Source organism: Paenibacillus sp. FSL H3-0333, assembly GCF_038002805.1.
GTDB lineage: Bacteria > Bacillota > Bacilli > Paenibacillales > Paenibacillaceae > Paenibacillus_AQ > Paenibacillus_AQ silagei.
Genome location: NZ_JBBODG010000001.1, coordinates 3,026,856 through 3,043,033, shown reverse-complemented (window position 1 = coordinate 3,043,033; position 16,178 = coordinate 3,026,856). Strand labels below are relative to the sequence as shown.

13 protein-coding genes are annotated in these 16,178 nt (G+C 51.3%); 3 read left to right on the top strand and 10 right to left on the bottom strand.

Translation table 11 applies throughout. The features are described 5' to 3' along the window. Positions 1 to 109 precede the first annotated feature (109 nt). The 4 genes from metG to MHH78_RS13180 form a co-directional block, all read right to left on the bottom strand. On the bottom strand, positions 110 to 2,131 hold the full coding sequence (metG, locus tag MHH78_RS13195; protein ID WP_341167676.1) for a methionine--tRNA ligase: 2,022 nt from the start codon (positions 2,129 to 2,131) through the stop codon (positions 110 to 112). 358 nt (positions 2,132 to 2,489) lie between these two features. Continuing rightward, positions 2,490 to 2,753: a membrane protein insertion efficiency factor YidD gene (gene yidD / locus MHH78_RS13190; protein WP_341167675.1), complete on the bottom strand. Its 264-nt coding sequence runs from the start codon at positions 2,751 to 2,753 to the stop codon at positions 2,490 to 2,492. Between the two features lie 2 nt (positions 2,754 to 2,755). Continuing rightward, positions 2,756 to 3,217 (bottom strand): Fur family transcriptional regulator, encoded by a 462-nt coding sequence (locus MHH78_RS13185; protein ID WP_036731890.1) that lies wholly within the window; start codon positions 3,215 to 3,217, stop codon positions 2,756 to 2,758. A gap of 175 nt (positions 3,218 to 3,392) precedes the next feature. Then, on the bottom strand, positions 3,393 to 5,684 hold the full coding sequence (locus MHH78_RS13180; RefSeq protein WP_341167674.1) for a copper amine oxidase N-terminal domain-containing protein: 2,292 nt from the start codon (positions 5,682 to 5,684) through the stop codon (positions 3,393 to 3,395). 293 nt (positions 5,685 to 5,977) lie between these two features. Between MHH78_RS13180 and MHH78_RS13175 the strand changes: the two genes are divergently transcribed. From MHH78_RS13175 to MHH78_RS13165, 3 genes are all read left to right on the top strand, one after another. After that, positions 5,978 to 7,561, top strand: a complete 1,584-nt coding sequence (locus MHH78_RS13175) for a helix-turn-helix domain-containing protein (protein ID WP_341167673.1) — start codon at positions 5,978 to 5,980, stop codon at positions 7,559 to 7,561. Between the two features lie 91 nt (positions 7,562 to 7,652). Then, positions 7,653 to 8,669, top strand: a complete 1,017-nt coding sequence (locus MHH78_RS13170; protein WP_339249561.1) for an iron-siderophore ABC transporter substrate-binding protein — start codon at positions 7,653 to 7,655, stop codon at positions 8,667 to 8,669. Continuing rightward, on the top strand, positions 8,647 to 9,273 hold the full coding sequence (locus MHH78_RS13165; protein WP_445668093.1) for a nitroreductase family protein: 627 nt from the start codon (positions 8,647 to 8,649) through the stop codon (positions 9,271 to 9,273). The genes MHH78_RS13170 and MHH78_RS13165 overlap by 23 nt, the downstream gene beginning before the upstream one ends. Positions 9,274 to 9,374: 101 nt before the next feature. Here the strand turns inward: MHH78_RS13165 and MHH78_RS13160 are convergent, their stop codons facing one another. The 6 genes from MHH78_RS13160 to pflA form a co-directional block, all read right to left on the bottom strand. After that, entirely contained in the window at positions 9,375 to 10,166 is a 792-nt protein-coding gene (locus tag MHH78_RS13160) for a response regulator transcription factor (protein WP_341167671.1), read from the bottom strand. Next, positions 10,144 to 11,997 carry a cache domain-containing sensor histidine kinase gene (locus MHH78_RS13155; protein WP_341167670.1) on the bottom strand — a complete coding sequence of 618 codons (1,854 nt, stop codon included), beginning with the start codon at positions 11,995 to 11,997 and terminating at the stop codon, positions 10,144 to 10,146. Before MHH78_RS13155 ends, MHH78_RS13160 begins: the two co-directional genes overlap by 23 nt. 27 nt (positions 11,998 to 12,024) lie before the next feature. Next, positions 12,025 to 12,855: a carbohydrate ABC transporter permease gene (locus MHH78_RS13150; RefSeq protein WP_209871210.1), complete on the bottom strand. Its 831-nt coding sequence runs from the start codon at positions 12,853 to 12,855 to the stop codon at positions 12,025 to 12,027. Beyond that, positions 12,855 to 13,739, bottom strand: coding sequence for a carbohydrate ABC transporter permease (locus MHH78_RS13145; RefSeq protein WP_076079921.1), 885 nt, complete (start codon positions 13,737 to 13,739; stop codon positions 12,855 to 12,857). The genes MHH78_RS13150 and MHH78_RS13145 overlap by 1 nt, the downstream gene beginning before the upstream one ends. Positions 13,740 to 13,814: 75 nt before the next feature. Further along, on the bottom strand, positions 13,815 to 15,218 hold the full coding sequence (locus tag MHH78_RS13140; protein WP_341167669.1) for an ABC transporter substrate-binding protein: 1,404 nt from the start codon (positions 15,216 to 15,218) through the stop codon (positions 13,815 to 13,817). 199 nt (positions 15,219 to 15,417) lie between these two features. Continuing rightward, positions 15,418 to 16,155, bottom strand: a complete 738-nt coding sequence (pflA, locus tag MHH78_RS13135) for a pyruvate formate-lyase-activating protein (protein ID WP_036731876.1) — start codon at positions 16,153 to 16,155, stop codon at positions 15,418 to 15,420. Positions 16,156 to 16,178: the final 23 nt, after the last annotated feature.

Sequence of the window (16,178 nt, the reverse complement as noted above, 5' to 3'; positions counted from 1 at the left end):
CTGCAAGCTGCCTTCTACCCGGTTATCTTGGAGCAAAAAGAAGCAATCCCCGCTGCCTGTGGCCTGCGGAGATTGCTGTACGGTCATTATGCGGTTGCTCTTGGCAGCCTTATTTCACAATCGCTCCGTTCGGCATGCTGTCCGGCACGGTAGCAATGGTCAGCTGCTCGCCCTTGGAGGCGGCCAGGATCATGCCCTGCGACAGCTCACCGCGCAGCTTCACCGGCTTCAGGTTCACAATGCAGATCACCTTGCGCCCCACCAGCTCCTCCGGTGTGTAGAACTTCGCAATGCCGGATACCACCTGGCGCTGCTCATAACCTAGATCCAGCTGCAGCTTCAGCAGCTTATCCGCTTTCTTCACCGGCTCGCAGGCGATGACCTGGGCTACGCGCAGCTCTGCTTTGGCGAAATCGTCGATGCCGATTTCTTCCTTATGCTCCTCTTCCTCCGGATCGGCAGCCGCCGCCTCCGGAGTCACCGCTCCCGGCGCCGCCTCTGCAGCGGCCGGCTTCCCGGCTCCCATCGCTTCGGCGATGTACGCTACTTCCTGCGCCACATCCAGGCGCGGGAAGATCGGGTCGCCCTTCACCAGCTTAGTACCTGCTGGAATCAGGCCGAAGGACCTGCCGCTCTCCCAGGTGGTCAGCTCGCCCGGCTGAATGCCCAGCTGCTCCCAGATCTTCGCCGGAGCGCCGGTCAGGAACGGCTGGAGCAGAATGGACGCGGTGCGCAGTCCCTCCACCAGATGTCTCATCACCGAAGCCAGCTCCCCGCTGCGGCTCTCTTCCTTCGCGAGTACCCATGGCTGGGTCTCGTCAATGTATTTATTCGTCCGGCTGATCAACGCGCCGATCGCAGTCAGAGCTACGGAGAATTCCATCTTCTCCATCGCTTCTTCCACCTTGGCGTAAGTGCTCTGCACCATTGCCTCAAGCTCACCGTCAAATGCGGTCACCTGACCCGCATAAGCCGGAAGCTCGCCGCCGAAATATTTCTCCACCATCGCCCCCGTCCGGTTCAACAGGTTACCAAGATCATTGGCCAGATCGTAGTTAATCCGGTCCACGAAGCTCTCCGGCGTGAAGGTTCCATCCGAGCCGAAGGGAACCTCGCGCAGCAGATAATAGCGCAGGGCATCCAGGCCATAGCGGTCAATCAGCGTCACCGGATCGACCACATTGCCCTTGGATTTGGACATCTTGCCGTCCTTCATCAACAACCAGCCATGTGCGAAGACCTTCTTCGGTAGCGGTTCGCCGAGCGCCATCAGAATGATCGGCCAGTAGATCGTATGGAAGCGGACAATTTCCTTCCCGACGATGTGCACATCCGCAGGCCAGTACTTGTCATACAGGCTGCGGTCCTCCGAGCCATAGCCGAGAGCCGTAATGTAGTTAGTAAGCGCATCAATCCACACATACACTACATGCTTCTCGTCGCCTTTTACCTTAACGCCCCAGTCAAAAGTCGTACGGGATACAGCCAGATCCTCCAGACCCGGTTTGATGAAGTTGTTAATCATCTCATTCTTGCGGGATTCCGGCAGGATAAACTCCGGGTTCTCCTCGTAGAACTTCAGCAGGCGGTCAGCATACTTGCTCATGCGGAAGAAGTAGCTCTCCTCCTTGACCAGCTCCACCGGATGTCCGCTGTCCGGACTTTTTCCTCCGGTAATCTTGCCGTCAGCATCACGTTCAATATCCACCAGCTGGGTCTCCGTGTAGAAGGTCTCATCAGAAATACAGTACCAGCCTTCGTACTCCCCTTTGTAGATATCCCCCTGCTTCAGCAGGCGGTCAAAAATATCCGCAACCACCTTCTTATGGCGCTCCTCCGTGGTACGGATGAAATCATCATTCGAGATGTCCAGCTTCTTCCACAGATCCTTAATGCCGACTACAATCCCGTCCACGAACTCCTGAGGGGTCTTCCCGGCATTCCCGGCCTTCTCTTCAATCTTCTGCCCATGCTCGTCCGTTCCGGTCAGATAGCGCACCTCATAGCCGCGCAGCCGCTTGTAGCGGGCCATCGCATCACCGGCTACCGTAGAATACGCATGCCCGATATGCAGCTTGTCGCTCGGATAATAGATCGGTGTTGTCAGATAAAAGGTTTTGTTCTCACTCATTACTTCATCATCCCTTCGTTATCCCTAATCGTCCATTTCACACAAAAAACTCCCGCCCCTCTATGGGGCGAGAGTAAACTCACGCGATACCACCCAACATTCCCCGGCTCCTCACAGAGCGCAGGCTTCGTCAGTTCCTTAACGGAACTGTCCATTAACGCTGGAACACGCCGTGTGCTTACGCAGACCCCGGCTTCAGGCCTTCCGCTCGAACACAGTTCCTCCCGGACCATATTCAATCTGGCATCCCATACCGGCTCCCAGCAGCCCCGGCTCTCTGTAATGGTGTCCACATCTACTTATCCGTTCCTCGGAATATCACTTATTATTCAAAATATACCCATCCCGGCGGCCTGTGTCAAGTCGTATGCAGCGGCTTGTCCCCGGATGGCTGCTCTTTGCGCGGCGGCACCGGGTCAAGGCCTCCCGGATGGAAAGGATGACAGCGGACGATCCGCCTGGCAGCGAGCCATGAGCCCTTAAGCGGCCCGTGGACCTCAATCGCTTCCAGCGCGTAAGCCGAACAGGTCGGGTAGAACCGACAGGTAGCGGGCTTGAGCGGTGAAATGAACTTGCGGTAGACCCGGATAGGAGCCTGTACCGTTCTTCGTAGGTTAGCCATATTCAGCGTCCCTCTTTGCTACGTGCGGCCCCTGCCGGCTCTTCTTCTCTTCCCTGCTCACAATCCTTGCAGTAGCCGAAGACCTCGAATTTATGCTTGACCACCCGGAACTGATCCGGCGGATCGGTTAGATTCATCGGGCAGAATTGAATCGGGTACGTCTTCATACACTGCAGACAAATCATATGGTGATGATGGTGATCCTGACTGCAGCTTGCCTTGAATTTGACGCCTTCTTCAAATACAATCTGCTCCAGTACCCCCAGCTCCTCCATAACGCGCAGGTTACGGTAGACGGTATCGAAGCTCAGCCCGCTATACTTGCGGCCCATATGCTCATATACATCCTTCGCAGACAAATATCCCGTATTCTCGCCGAATAATTTGGCAAGCGTCTTGCGCTGATCGGTGATTCGCAGCCCCTGCCCCGACATGGCTTCCAGGATTTGATCTGTCGACAGCATTCGCTCATCTCCCATAACATTAGATCGTTTGTGTTGCACTCTCTTTATAATGCCCCAAAAGCATTGCCCCGTCAATAAAAGCGCCTGTTGCCTGCCCACATCCATGAACTTCCGGCAGATTACAAAACGGCAGCCGCCCCATCAGGAGCGCTGCCGTTTTGTATTGTAGAAGAAATTATTTTTTCGCCGGAAGCGGCGTGAAGACAAAGTTCACAGGCAGGTTACTGCCGGAGGCGACGGAGAACACAATCTCCACACGCCCTTCATATTCTCCGGTGCGGTAGATGACAGCATTCGTGTCTGAGGATAAGCCTAATACGCCCTTATTGGGCAGGTTCACCATTGTACCGTTTACGATCAACGGCCCCAGATAAGGACCCCCGCGCGGATTGAAGGTGATCAGCGTGTTTGCTGCAACACGATCCAATACGATTTTGTACAGTACCCCGAAGTTACCGGCGTTAGAAACATACGTTCCATTCATTGGATCAAGGCCGTCCAGGTTTTTGTCCATTTTATTGTCGCCCAGAAGCAGCTTGCTTTGCGTGGCACCCACCAGCTCCGTCACGTTCATGATACGGGTAGAATCGGGGAATGTTCCCCGGGTATGCACGCCGTCAATGTCAAGAACCGGCAGATAAGGCAGCTCGGCGACAGGATCTTTGCTCTGCTCCACCATAACTACGTTATACTGAATCGGCAGATCACTGGACAGGTCTGCGCTAAGCGACATTACGTCTTTGGGCTTCATGGCGATTTTGTTCAGGTCTGTCATAATCGGAAGACTTTGCCCCGGCTGCAGGGTAATTGGCGATTCGGCCAAGCCGGTAACCATGGAATTGAAGTATTTCTCCATTGATACTTTCCCAGTATATTCCGGTGAGGTCACCGGTCCGGCAATTCCCAGATATTCAATATTAATAGTTGTCGGATACAGGTTGTTATTCGTTGCAATCACATAGAGCTTCTGTCTGGTAGCCATATTGTTCATATGATGCACCAGGAAGCGCGTATTGCCCACTGAACTCTCCCGGTACAGTACACCTTCCGTCTGAACGGTCTCCGGGCTGTTACTGCGGATCAGGGTGTAGCCTTCGGACGACAACGTATACGGTAGGTTAGGGAGCGCCGGAATCATCCCGCCGTCCATACTGATGATATCCCCCGGAATGGTGAACAGCTTCGTTACTTCATCCTGTGTATACAGTTGTTCATTGGTGATTGTAATCATCTTCTCAAAAGTACTGCTAAGACCGTGCTTGTCCGTAACCGTCAGCTGAATGGACAGCGGTCCCGGGGTGAAGTACGCCAGGGAACGATTGTTCCAGGTTGCGGTCAGCTCTTCATTCTCAGGATCATAGCTGGTATCGGTCAGGACTACCGGCTCACCCATTTTGTATTCTTCTTTATCTGTTGTGAATTGGGCTACTGGCGGCTGATTAGGCTGCAGTACCTGAATGGTTACCGGATAAGGGTCACTCCACATGTTGTTGGCATCCCGTACCGAATACATAACCGTATAGAAGCCCGGCTGATCATAGATATCCTGCTTGTTGTCGCTCCAACGCTCTTCAACAATCGGCGTACCGTTCGGGGAAGAGCTGTAGGTAACATAATTCACAGTAGTCTCGCCGGCATAGATTTCTTTGGGCTGAACTGTGAAGGAGGCAGTCGGCTTCGTATTCAGCGTAAGAATAACCCGCTTCTGCACATTGTCCACGGTATAAGGAATATTAAGTGCATAGGTAATGGACGTTAACGGAATCATGAAGGTGCCTTTGAACTGGTAAGCCGGTCCCTTCATAGTGAACTTGGTACCATTGACGGTATAGATTTTGCTGTCGGTCTTGAACCGCATAATGCTGGTACCCTTGGTCACAATGACCTCTTTGGTTTTGGCGTCATAGGTAAAGGCAACGCCGACCATTTCCACCATTGCGCGGATCGATACGTAGGAGACGCCGTTCTTGACTGCCATCGGCTGATTGGCGGTGTAAGGCGTTCCGTTTCTGAACATCTTGTTGCTGTTCATCATCAGAATAAGCTGGCCTGCCCCTGCAGCAGAGGTAGTAGTCATGCTAGGGGTTACAGGCGTATCCGTTAACGGAGTAGCCGTAGGCACAACGGCATCCGTCGGCACAGTACCGTCCACAGGAGCAGCTGTTGCGCCTGGAACCTCAGTAGCAGCCGGAGCCGGAGTCTCTGTTACTGCTGGAATGCCTTGAACCGGTGATGCTGTAGGAACAGGTGTTGGTGTGGGTACCACTGTACCTGCAGGCGGTTCAGTCATTAACGGAGGCAACGGGTCTGTTGACTCAGGCTGAAGCTGTGTTTCAGAAGTATCCACCGCTGCGGCAACATGGCCTGTTACGGTTTGTGTGCTGACTGGAGCTGCAAAAGCCGGAACGGCTGCTGCTAATTGTGATACAGCTAATACTGTTACCAAGAACATTTTCCTAAAATTCATTGTACGACTCCTTCTGCTCCCATTGTAGTGTATAAGGCAGTATATTCAATGCTTTCTGTCCACCTTATAATCCCCGCAAAAACGCAACCGCCCTCTTCAGGACGTCAGCATATTTTGCCACGTTCATTTTACAAAACATAGTATTAGACGCAAGCAACGGAGAAAAGTTTCATTCTGTGTAAAGAAAGATCTATATAAATCCAATTAGCTCCATTATTAATGGGGTGCCCCCACCTGTCACCAGGAGAGTATAATAGTAGCAGACTTCATGTGAAAGGAGTATTTAAGCTGAAATGAATCCATCTGAAGGGTTATACAAACTTATCGACGCCCGCTGTGTTAATCCGGCTGGATCTGAATCTGAAATACATAAGTCAGACAGGCATACCCTCCTCATAGGAATTAAGGGCAGCTGCGAAGTTGAAGCTAAAGGCTATTGCTCTGAATTTGGTTCTTGCGATGTACTGCTGCTGCTCCCTGATACACCGTGGCGCTTGTTAGTGAACGAGAAGCACTCTCTGGAATACTGTTGTTTTACCTTTGATGTGTATACTATGGACGGACAGCATACGCTTCAGCGCGGAGAGCTGGAGGCCGATATTTTCCCGCCTGCCCATTGGTCTGAAGCGTTAGCTAAGACTGACCTGATCTGCTCTTGCTGGCAGGGCAGCAGCTGGGAAAGAATGGAGTCGTCTATCCGTTTCCAGGAATTGCTGCTTCAGTTATGGAGACCAGACAGTTCGGAGGCTAAGCATCGCACTCCCTCAACTGCAATAATTGACCAGTCCAAAGCCTATATAGAAAGTCATTTCGGGCAGCCCATGACCAGAGAACAGCTTGCCGAAAGGACAGGAATGAGCGTCGCCCATTATTCCCGGCTGTTCAAAAAACAGGTGGGCCGGAGCCCGATGGAATATCTGAATTCTGTCCGCATTCGTCATGCGGGTGATTTGTTGCTCCGCTCTGAAATGACGCTCCGTGACACAGCGCACCGTGTAGGCTATCAGGATGAGTTCTATTTCAGCCGTAAATTCAAATCAGCCATTGGCATTTCACCATCTGTATATGTTAAAAAACACCGTATGTCCACTCGTATTGCCTCCATGGCCCATCCCTACACCTCTCATTTGCTGGCATTAGGTTTAACGCCTTATGCGGCATTGATTAATAATTCACGCGGATCTGCCTATAGCTTGAATAACGTTATCAGCTTGGGGCATGATCAGCCCGACCTCGGCAGACTGGCAAATGCCCGGCCGGAGCTGATTATCAGCTTCGAACATTCAGATTATGCGGAACCGGACAAAGCAGGCTTGTTCCCCCATATTGCCCCAACGTGTACCGTGCCATTTGAAGGGGATTGGCGTGAGCATCTCCGGATAATTGCGAGAGCGGTGAACCGTCTGGAGATCGCCCGGCAGTGGCTTGAGGCATACGAAGAGCTGGCTGAGAGTCTTCGGCTCAGTATCAGAGAAAAGCTGAAGGACGAAAAAGTTGCTGTGGCGCAATATGAGAACGGGTGCTTCCGCCTGTTCGGCAACCGTAACTTGGGTACCGTGCTGTATAAAGATCTGCAGCTTGAGAGACCCCGGCAATTACTGAATGTAGAGCATTCCATTCTTCTTACTCCAGATCAGCTTTCGGAATGCAGCATTGACCATCTGATTCTGTTTACATCGGGTAACTCCGCACAGCGTGATTTGATCCATCGTTCGCTAGCTTCACAAGAAGCATGGAGGGAGTTAAATGCCGTACGAAAAGGAAACGTCTACGAGGCCGCTGATTCAAGTCTCTATTCCTGTTACACCTCGCTAGCCCACGATTTATTTCTGCGCCGTTCAAGCGAGTTGCTCCTGAGCCATATGTCCAGGCGATGAGCATTTTTGTCCATGGCACCCACCTATGCCACTCCTTATAATTAAGTTGTGATAATGATTATCAAAATCAATTACGAAAGGTGTGTGGCTTGTGTTTCCTTATACTCGAAAGTTCAAAGACAAATTTAGCCGTGGAGTCATCGGCCTGCTTGGAGTAATTATGCTGGGGCTAGTCGTTGGATGCAGCAACAGCGGGAATAATGGAGGTTCGGCGGTTGCCGGTTCCACCTCTCCAGTACCTGCCAAGACGGCTGAAAATACGGATACCCGTATCATCTCAACCATTAAGGGAGATATAGAAATTCCGGCACATCCGAAAAAGGTTGCGGGCATGCTTTATGTTTTTGCTGACCATCTGCTGGCACTTGGAATTGAACCTCATGCAATGGTTACATACAACGATTTGGGATTCCCCCAATACCTGTCAGACCAAATGAAGGATACTATCGTTATTGGCTCAGGAGAAGCACCTAACTTAGAAGCACTGCTCGAAGCGGAGCCGGATCTCATTCTTGCTTCTAAGACACTGAACGAAGCGAACTATGAGCAGCTATCAAGGATTGCGCCAACGATACTTTTCGACAATGAAAATGAAGATGATTGGACCCGATTCCGGCAAACGGCAGAAATCTTCGGAAAAGAAACTGTGGCTGATCAGGTCCACGCCGATTATGAATCAAAGATAGCTGCGGTAAGGAACGAATTGGCTGCCACTGCTGCCACTGAGACTGTCGCCTATATGCGAATACAGGACAAGCAATTGCAGCTGATTCAACCGGGAGATAATTTTACGCTCTTCGGCCCTCTGGGACTAACCCCCGCTTCCACAGAAGGTATAGATTTCAAGGACTCATGGAATGTAGCCATCTCCGAAGAAGTACTTCCCGAACTGAATCCTGACCGTATGTTCATCATTCTTCGCCCAGGTGACAGTAATCAGACGGCTCTGGATAATATTATGAGCACTTCAATCTGGGCCAACCTTACAGCTGTCAAGAACAAACATGTGTATATCGGTGATGCAAATCTGTGGTTTGCCGGCTATGGCCCAATCGGACTAAGCAAGGTTATCGATGAAATCTCGAATGCCTACCTGCCGGAATCGTGAGGGACGAGCCATGACTCCCACTCCTGACAGCCTGCTCATACGAACGATACGCGACAGAAGAACCATACAGGAATTTAATGGAATGCCCATTGCCCGGAGCACACTGCTCAACTTGCTGGACAATGCGGTATGGGCACCTTTTCATTCCAAAAAAGAGCCTTGGCGATTCATCCTGTTCACAGGGGAGGGCCGGACAATATTTGCCGACGCTATTCTGAAGACACGCCCGGAAGCATTCGTTCAACAATTCGGTGCACAGATACATGATACGTATTGCAGGCGGATTCCGGTCCACCTCATCGTGATCATGCATAGCGCTCTTCCTCCAAAAGCCTGGGAGGAGGCCCTGGCAGCAACTGCCGCTCTGATTCAGAACATTCAGCTGCTGGCCTGGGAACAAGGAATCGGCGTGGTATGGAAGACCACTGCTTTTAATGAAGATTCCTCATTTCGGTCAGCAGCAGGTGTAACTCCTAACGAGAAAATCGTTGGCACCTTGCATATGGGATATTTCGATCCCCAAGACAAGCCTGCTCCAAAACCGCGTACTGCTGCTGTAGACTTGCTGACAGTTATAGAAGGCAATCATTCGGATAATTGTTGACAAGAGATCGTGGTCGGTTCCTGCTTTAAAAAAACAGAGGGCTGTCCCGCAAGGCCATTTCACGGCTTTGCGGGACAGCCCTAATTACTGGAAAAGCAGACTTACTGTGCTTCAGCCGTCCTGAACCTGCTGCGATATTCCTTGGGGGTCATTCCCGTCTGCTTCAAGAACACCTTGGTGAAATAACGGCGCTCCTGATAACCGACGCCCGAGCTGATGGCCGTGATGCTCTTATCACTGCTGGCGAGCATGAATTTGGCAGCTTCAATCCGCTGCTGGGTGACATACTCCACGAAGGTTACCCCAAAGCGGTTCTTGAACAGCAGGCAGAAATAACTGCTGCTGATGCCAATCGTATTCGCCACCTCATCAATGCCGAGATCCGCATGGAGCCGCTCTGTAACGAACTGTGCGGCTTGATTCATCAGCTGCTCCGGTGTTTTTTTGGCTGGCTCATCAGCCACAGGCACTTCCTGAAACAACGGGATGCTGTTGTACAACTTATCCTTATACTGCCTGCTGCGAATCCGCGAACCGATCTCCCGCACCTTGTCGCCAAGCTCCCCGTAATGAATCGGCTTGCAGATATACTCCTTCACACCCAGCCGGATGGCTTCACGCGCATAATCGAATTCCTGGTAGCCGCTGAGCAGCAGCACTTCGCTCTCCAGCCCCATCTCGCGCAGCTTGCCGATGAACGTCAGTCCGTCCATTACCGGCATACGGATGTCACATAGCACCAGATCCGGCGGCTGCTCCTCAGCAAGGCGCAGCGCCTCCATGCCGCTGCGGGCCATCCCCGCAACCTCCATCCCCATCTCCTGCCAGGGCAGCACAGTGTTGAGATTGCTCAGAATAGGCGTTTCATCGTCAACCAATAATACTTTTAGCATAATGGCCTTCCCCCTGCCCGTATTTCGGAATGACGCACTGGATGATCGTTCCTTCTCCAGGACTTGCACATATGAATATCCCATATCTGTCGCCGTATTCGATCCGTATCCGGTCCGCAACACTTCGTACACCCAACCCTCGCCGCTCCAGATGAATGCCCTGCCCAGGCTTGCCTTCCGGCTGCTGCTCTGCCGCGTCATTCACCATGTATTGAAATATCGATAGCTGAGACGGGGTCATCCCGATTCCGTTATCCTGTATCCGCAGCACCAGATTGCCATGGGTCTCCCACACCTTGACACTCACCAGACCCTTATACCCGATCCCTTCAAAACCATGCTGAATGCTGTTCTCCACCAGCGGCTGGAGCGTAAGCTTCAGAATCCCGCAGCCAAGCAGCTCTGGCGGAATTTCAAGCTCATAATCGAACAGATCCTCGAACCGGAACTTCTGGATATCCAGATAATTGCGCAGATGCTTAACCTCTTCCTCCAGCGTAATCTCATCCCTGTCCTGAATGCTGATCCGCAGAATACTCGCCAGCCGGTAGACCATCTCACTGACCTTGCGGCCTTCATTCTGCACAGCCAGCACATTGATCGATTCCAGGGTATTGAACAGAAAATGCGGCTTGATCTGGGCCTGCAGCACACGCATTTCCGCCTGATTCTTGCGCAGCTGCTCCACATGAACCCGGCTGAACAATGTATTGATTTTGTCCATCAGATCATTGAAGCCTCTGGCCAGCAGCGTCATCTCGTCGTTGCCCTTCTCCTCGACACGGGTAGTAAGGTCACCGTCCTCCACCCGGCGCATGAAGCGCACGATCACAGCAATCCCGCCTGTAATCCGGTTCATGAAGAACAGATTGAAGATGACAGCGCCCAGAAGGCACAGGAACATCACTACGACGAACCAGCGGGCGAACACCGTCACCTCATGAGACAAAGTATCCCAAGAAGTGATGGAGACCAGACTCCAGGGATACTCCTTGAGATGGTAGACCGACAGAATGCTTTTCTCGCCGCCGAACTGTGTCTTGAAGCTCTGAAAGCCGGGCTTAAACGTAATCTCCTTCGTGGTGAAGCCGCGGAAATCCTGCCCGTCCAGCTGCCTGTCCGGGTCCAGCAGAATCATCCCGCCATCGTTAACCAGCATGAAAGACACCTTCTGGTCGGTGCCGCCAATCTTAAGATTGCGAAAAATCGACTCGAACTCCCAGTTCTTGATCTGCACCACCAGAATGCCGATATTCTGAAAGAAGCTAAGCTCCTTAATCAGCCGGATTTGCGTAAATACAGCCTCCGTCCCGGTCAGCTCAGGGTACTCATGCGGAGCCAGCCATTTCGGAACCCCGTTCAGCTTCATGACCTCCAGGTACAGCTCGCTGCCTTTGAACTTATCATAGGGCAGGGTGCGGAAGTTCTCCTTGTTGAAGACCGACACGATCTCCGAGCTCCCTTTTCCGTTGAAATTATACAGGAAAGCATAGCTGATTGACGGATGATTATAGAGCAGACTGCGGAAATTGCGCTGGCTGGCATTCAGGCTGAGCTGCTCGGCATCGGTTAAATCCTGCTTGGAGGGATCATCCGCACTGAGTGCCATATGAAAGACCGAGGTGGCAATTCCGTTGTCAGTCACATTGTCCATATCCTTGAACACATTAGAAATGCTGTAACTGATCGCTTTGAGCGAATATTCGGACTGCTGGCTGTATTTCTTCTCAATGGAATTATAAGTCACGAAGAACATAATCATGCCAAGAATGAACAGCGGAATGATAATCAGGCCTAAGAATGCCGTAAACAATTTGTAGCGCAGATTCATCGGCTGTTGCTCCTGACATGATTGATATTATCCTTTTACACTGCCTGCGGTGACGCCTTCAATAATCTTCTCTTGCAGAACCGCATAAATCACTATAACCGGTACCACACTGTAGACAATCCCCGCCGACATCTGTGCGTAATTCATCTGATACTGATCACGGAACTGGACCATCCCCACCGGGAGCGTACGAAGCTCGTCATTAGACAGGAAATAGTTGGCCAGCAGGAACTCATTCCAATTTCCCAGGAAATTAACAATGAATACCGTAACCATCGCCGGAACTGTCAAAGGTACAATAATTCTAGCAAATATACCCGGGGCCTTCAAGCCATCCATGACCGCCGCTTCTTCAATTTCACTGGGCAGCGAACGCATGAAGGCCGCCAGAATAATGATCGTGAACGGGATCGCATTAGCAATGTAAGGAATAATCAGCGCCCAGTGGGTATTGAGAATATGCAGCTTGCGGACAATCGTATAGATGGGCAGCATCAGCGCATTATTTGGAATCAGCATCCCGATCAGGACCAGCGAAAAGAGGATGCCGTTCCACTTCCCCTGACGCATCCGCGTGACCGCGAAGGCGAACATAGACGCGAGCAGAATAGACACTACAGAGGCCAGAACCGAAATATATAAGCTGTTGAAAAAATAAGTACTGATCTTGGCATTCACCCAGGCTTCCACGTAGTTTGACCATTCGAAGCTCTTCGGAATGCCGAAGGGGTTGAGGGCAATCGCATTATTATCCTTCTTCACCGAAGAGAAAAGGACGAAGAGGAACGGAAACAGCACAATCACCAGATACCCCAGCAGGGCGATGTGCGGCAGACTTTTTTTCAGCGGGCGCGGCATCAGTATTCAATCCTTTCCGTACGGCGGGCAAACACCAGCTGGTAGAGGGCGGTTACCACGAGTGTGAACAAGAAGATCAGAACAGCGATCGTATTGCCGTACCCGTATTTGAAATTGGTAATCGCATACTTAATCATATAGGTGGCCATCACCTCGGTTGAGCCCGCCGGACCGCCTTTGGTCATAACAATGACGATATCTGCAGCCTTCATCGCTCCGGCAATCGAGAGCATAATCACCACCGAGATGATCGGTACGATCAGCGGCAGAGTGATGCGTGTAGCCCGCTGGAACCCTGTAGCGCCATCGATGGCCGCTGCTTCATCCAGCTCACCGGGAATGGAGAGAATCGCCGCCAGCACCATCACAATGTAGAATCCGGTCCACTGCCAGGCATTTGTAATCAGAATCGACAGCATGGCGAACCGCTCATCCGACAGCCAGTAGACCGGCTCAATGCCGACAAGGCCAAGCACTTTGTTGAACAAGCCAATATTCGGCTCATAGATGAAGCCCCAGAGAATCCCGATTACTGCGGTAGACATAATGGATGGCATGAATACCGCCGTCTTGTACAGTCCCTTCAGCTTCTTCACATTCGCAATCAGTAAGGAGAAGAACACAATCAGCGGCACCTGTATGCCTACGGAGAAGAGAATGAACCACCCGTTATTTTTCACAGAAATCCAGAAGCGTTCATCTCCCAGCGCTTTCTTGAAGTTATCCACTCCGGCGTATTTGACCGTCTCGGATACACCGTTCCAGCTGGTGAAGCTATAGTAGATCGAACTAAAGATCGGATAGATGAAGAACATAATGAACAGCACCAGTGCCGGAATAACGAACAGAATGAACACCAGAGGATTTCTCAGTGCCTTATTCATAGCTACCTCCATATTGCTTTCTTTTGAAAAATGCACCCTGGAGCAAGCACCAGGGCACATACAGTTCACCGTCTCTTATTCCACCGCTGCATTAGCCTCTTCCTGTATCTTCTGAAGCGCTTCGCCCATCTTCTCAGGAGTCGTCTGCCCGCCGATCAGGCTCTGAATCTGGATATTACTGATTTCAGTGGTGACATCCGCCTGAACCAACGAGTCAAAGGCCGGGAAGGAGGACTGGGAGCTGTTCAATACCGCGACAATCTCACTCATCAGATCATCCGTAATGTTCTTGTTCAGCACAGCCTGATCAATCTTCATGGCAGGCAGGACTCCGTCCTCTACCAGACCGCGCAGTTGCATCTCTTCATTAAACATATTCTTAATGAAGGATTTCACTGCTGCAAGCTGCCGCTCATCTTCACCCGCCGAAGCCGAGAAGCCATAACCATTGTTCACATCGCGCATCAGCGCCGTCTGATCCCCCACTCCGCCTTCAACCGCCGGAATATTGAAGAAGCCGACCTTGCCGATTAGACCTTCGCCGGATTGGCCGGCTTTGAACACGGAAGACTTCCAGGTCCCGTCATACATCAGGATGGCTTCACCGCTGGTGAACTGGGTCGTATATTCAGCATATTCGAAGCCCAGCTCTCCCTTCTTGAAGTAGCCTTTATCCACCCATTCCTTATATTTCGCCAAGCCCTTGATAACATTCGGATCATTCCACTTCGCTTCACCGGTAGCGAACTTCGCGGTCACATCCGGTCCGGCATAGCGCGACCAGAGATGGTTGGCCAGCATCAGCGGTACCCAGCCTGCTTTGGAGGCACCGGCCATCGGCACTTTACCATCCGCTTTAATATCGGCCAGCTGCTTCTCCAGTTCGGCGAAGGTCGTTGGAGCCTTCCAGCCCTTACCGGTATAGTATTCTTTATTATAGAAGAAGCCTTCTCCAGAGCCGCCGATCGGCAAGCCGTAGATTTTGCCTTCATAGGTGAACGGGTCCAGATTGGAGAACTTGTCTTTGATGCCTAATTCATCAAGGATCGGGGTCAGGTCCAGCAGCTTGCCTTCTTTGGCATAGATTTTGGAGTCCGGGCTGCCGAACAGGTCAAAAATCTCCGGAGGGTTACCAGCCGCCATTTCACCGCGCAGCTTTTCCTTTCGGTTCACATCCGAATCTACTCCATCAAGCTTGAAGGTCAGTCCAGGCACATCCGCCTGCACCTTGCCCACCACATCCTCCAGAATAGCCAGTCGTTTCTGTTTGTCCGCTCCAACCTGGGTATGACGGATCGTCATTTCAAAAGGCTCAGCATTAGCCGGTTCTTCCGTTGCGGCAGCATTGGTAGCAGCAGCCTCTTCCGTCGCAGCAGGCTCTGTCGTCGGAGACGCATTATTCTTGTTGCCTCCACAGCCAGCCAGCAGCGCCGAGCTAACGAACATCAGGGACAACAGCAGTGTTAGACTTTTTCTCATTACGGGTGACCCTCCCTATTTAATGGTTTCCCTTACAACTCTTATTATAGAAAACCAGATTTGTTACCGTAAGGTTAAGATTCATCTTCAATAGGGATAAAATCCTCTAATGGAAGCGGATTCAGTCAGGTTTCCTGACATAGAAAAAAGCGAAACTCCTCAGAATAGAAGCTTCGCTTTCGATAATTAATATATGCAATTAGACCAATGCGGTCTGCATACGGCCTTCTTCAATCAACCGGTACGCACGCTGCACTTCTTCATCGGAAGGTGACTCTACCCCTTCAAGCTCATAGGGACGGCCAAGCTCCTTCCATTTGTAGATGCCCATTACGTGATAAGGCAGGATTTCGAACTTCTCTACTCCATTAAGTGTGCCAATGAACCGTCCAAGATTCTGTAGATCCTCTTCCTTGTTGTGAATGCCTGGAACATAGACATGGCGAATCCACATTTTACGGTTATTATCGGATAACCAGCGGGCCAGCTTCAAGGTACGGTCGTTGGACTTACCGGTCAGCTTGATATGCGCTTCATCATCAATATGCTTCAGATCCAAGAGCACCAGGTCAGTAACATCCAGCAGGTCGCTGATTTTCGATCCATCATTATAGCCATTGGTATCAAGCGTGGTATGCAGATTCCAGCGTTTCTTCACCTCGGTGAACAGCTGCTTCACGAAATGCGCCTGGAGGGTTGGTTCACCGCCGGATACGGTCAGGCCGCCGCCGGACGTTTTATAATAATTCAGGTAAGGCTCAATTTCCGCCAGTACTTCCTCGACGGTCATTTCCTTGCCTTCATTGAGTTCCCATGTATCCGGGTTGTGGCAGTATTGACACTTGAGCAGGCAGCCCTGCATAAAAAGCACGAAGCGGATACCCGGGCCATCCACCGTTCCAAATGTCTCCAAAGAGTGGATATGTCCTTTAAGCATGAGATGTCATCCTTTCGAAAAAA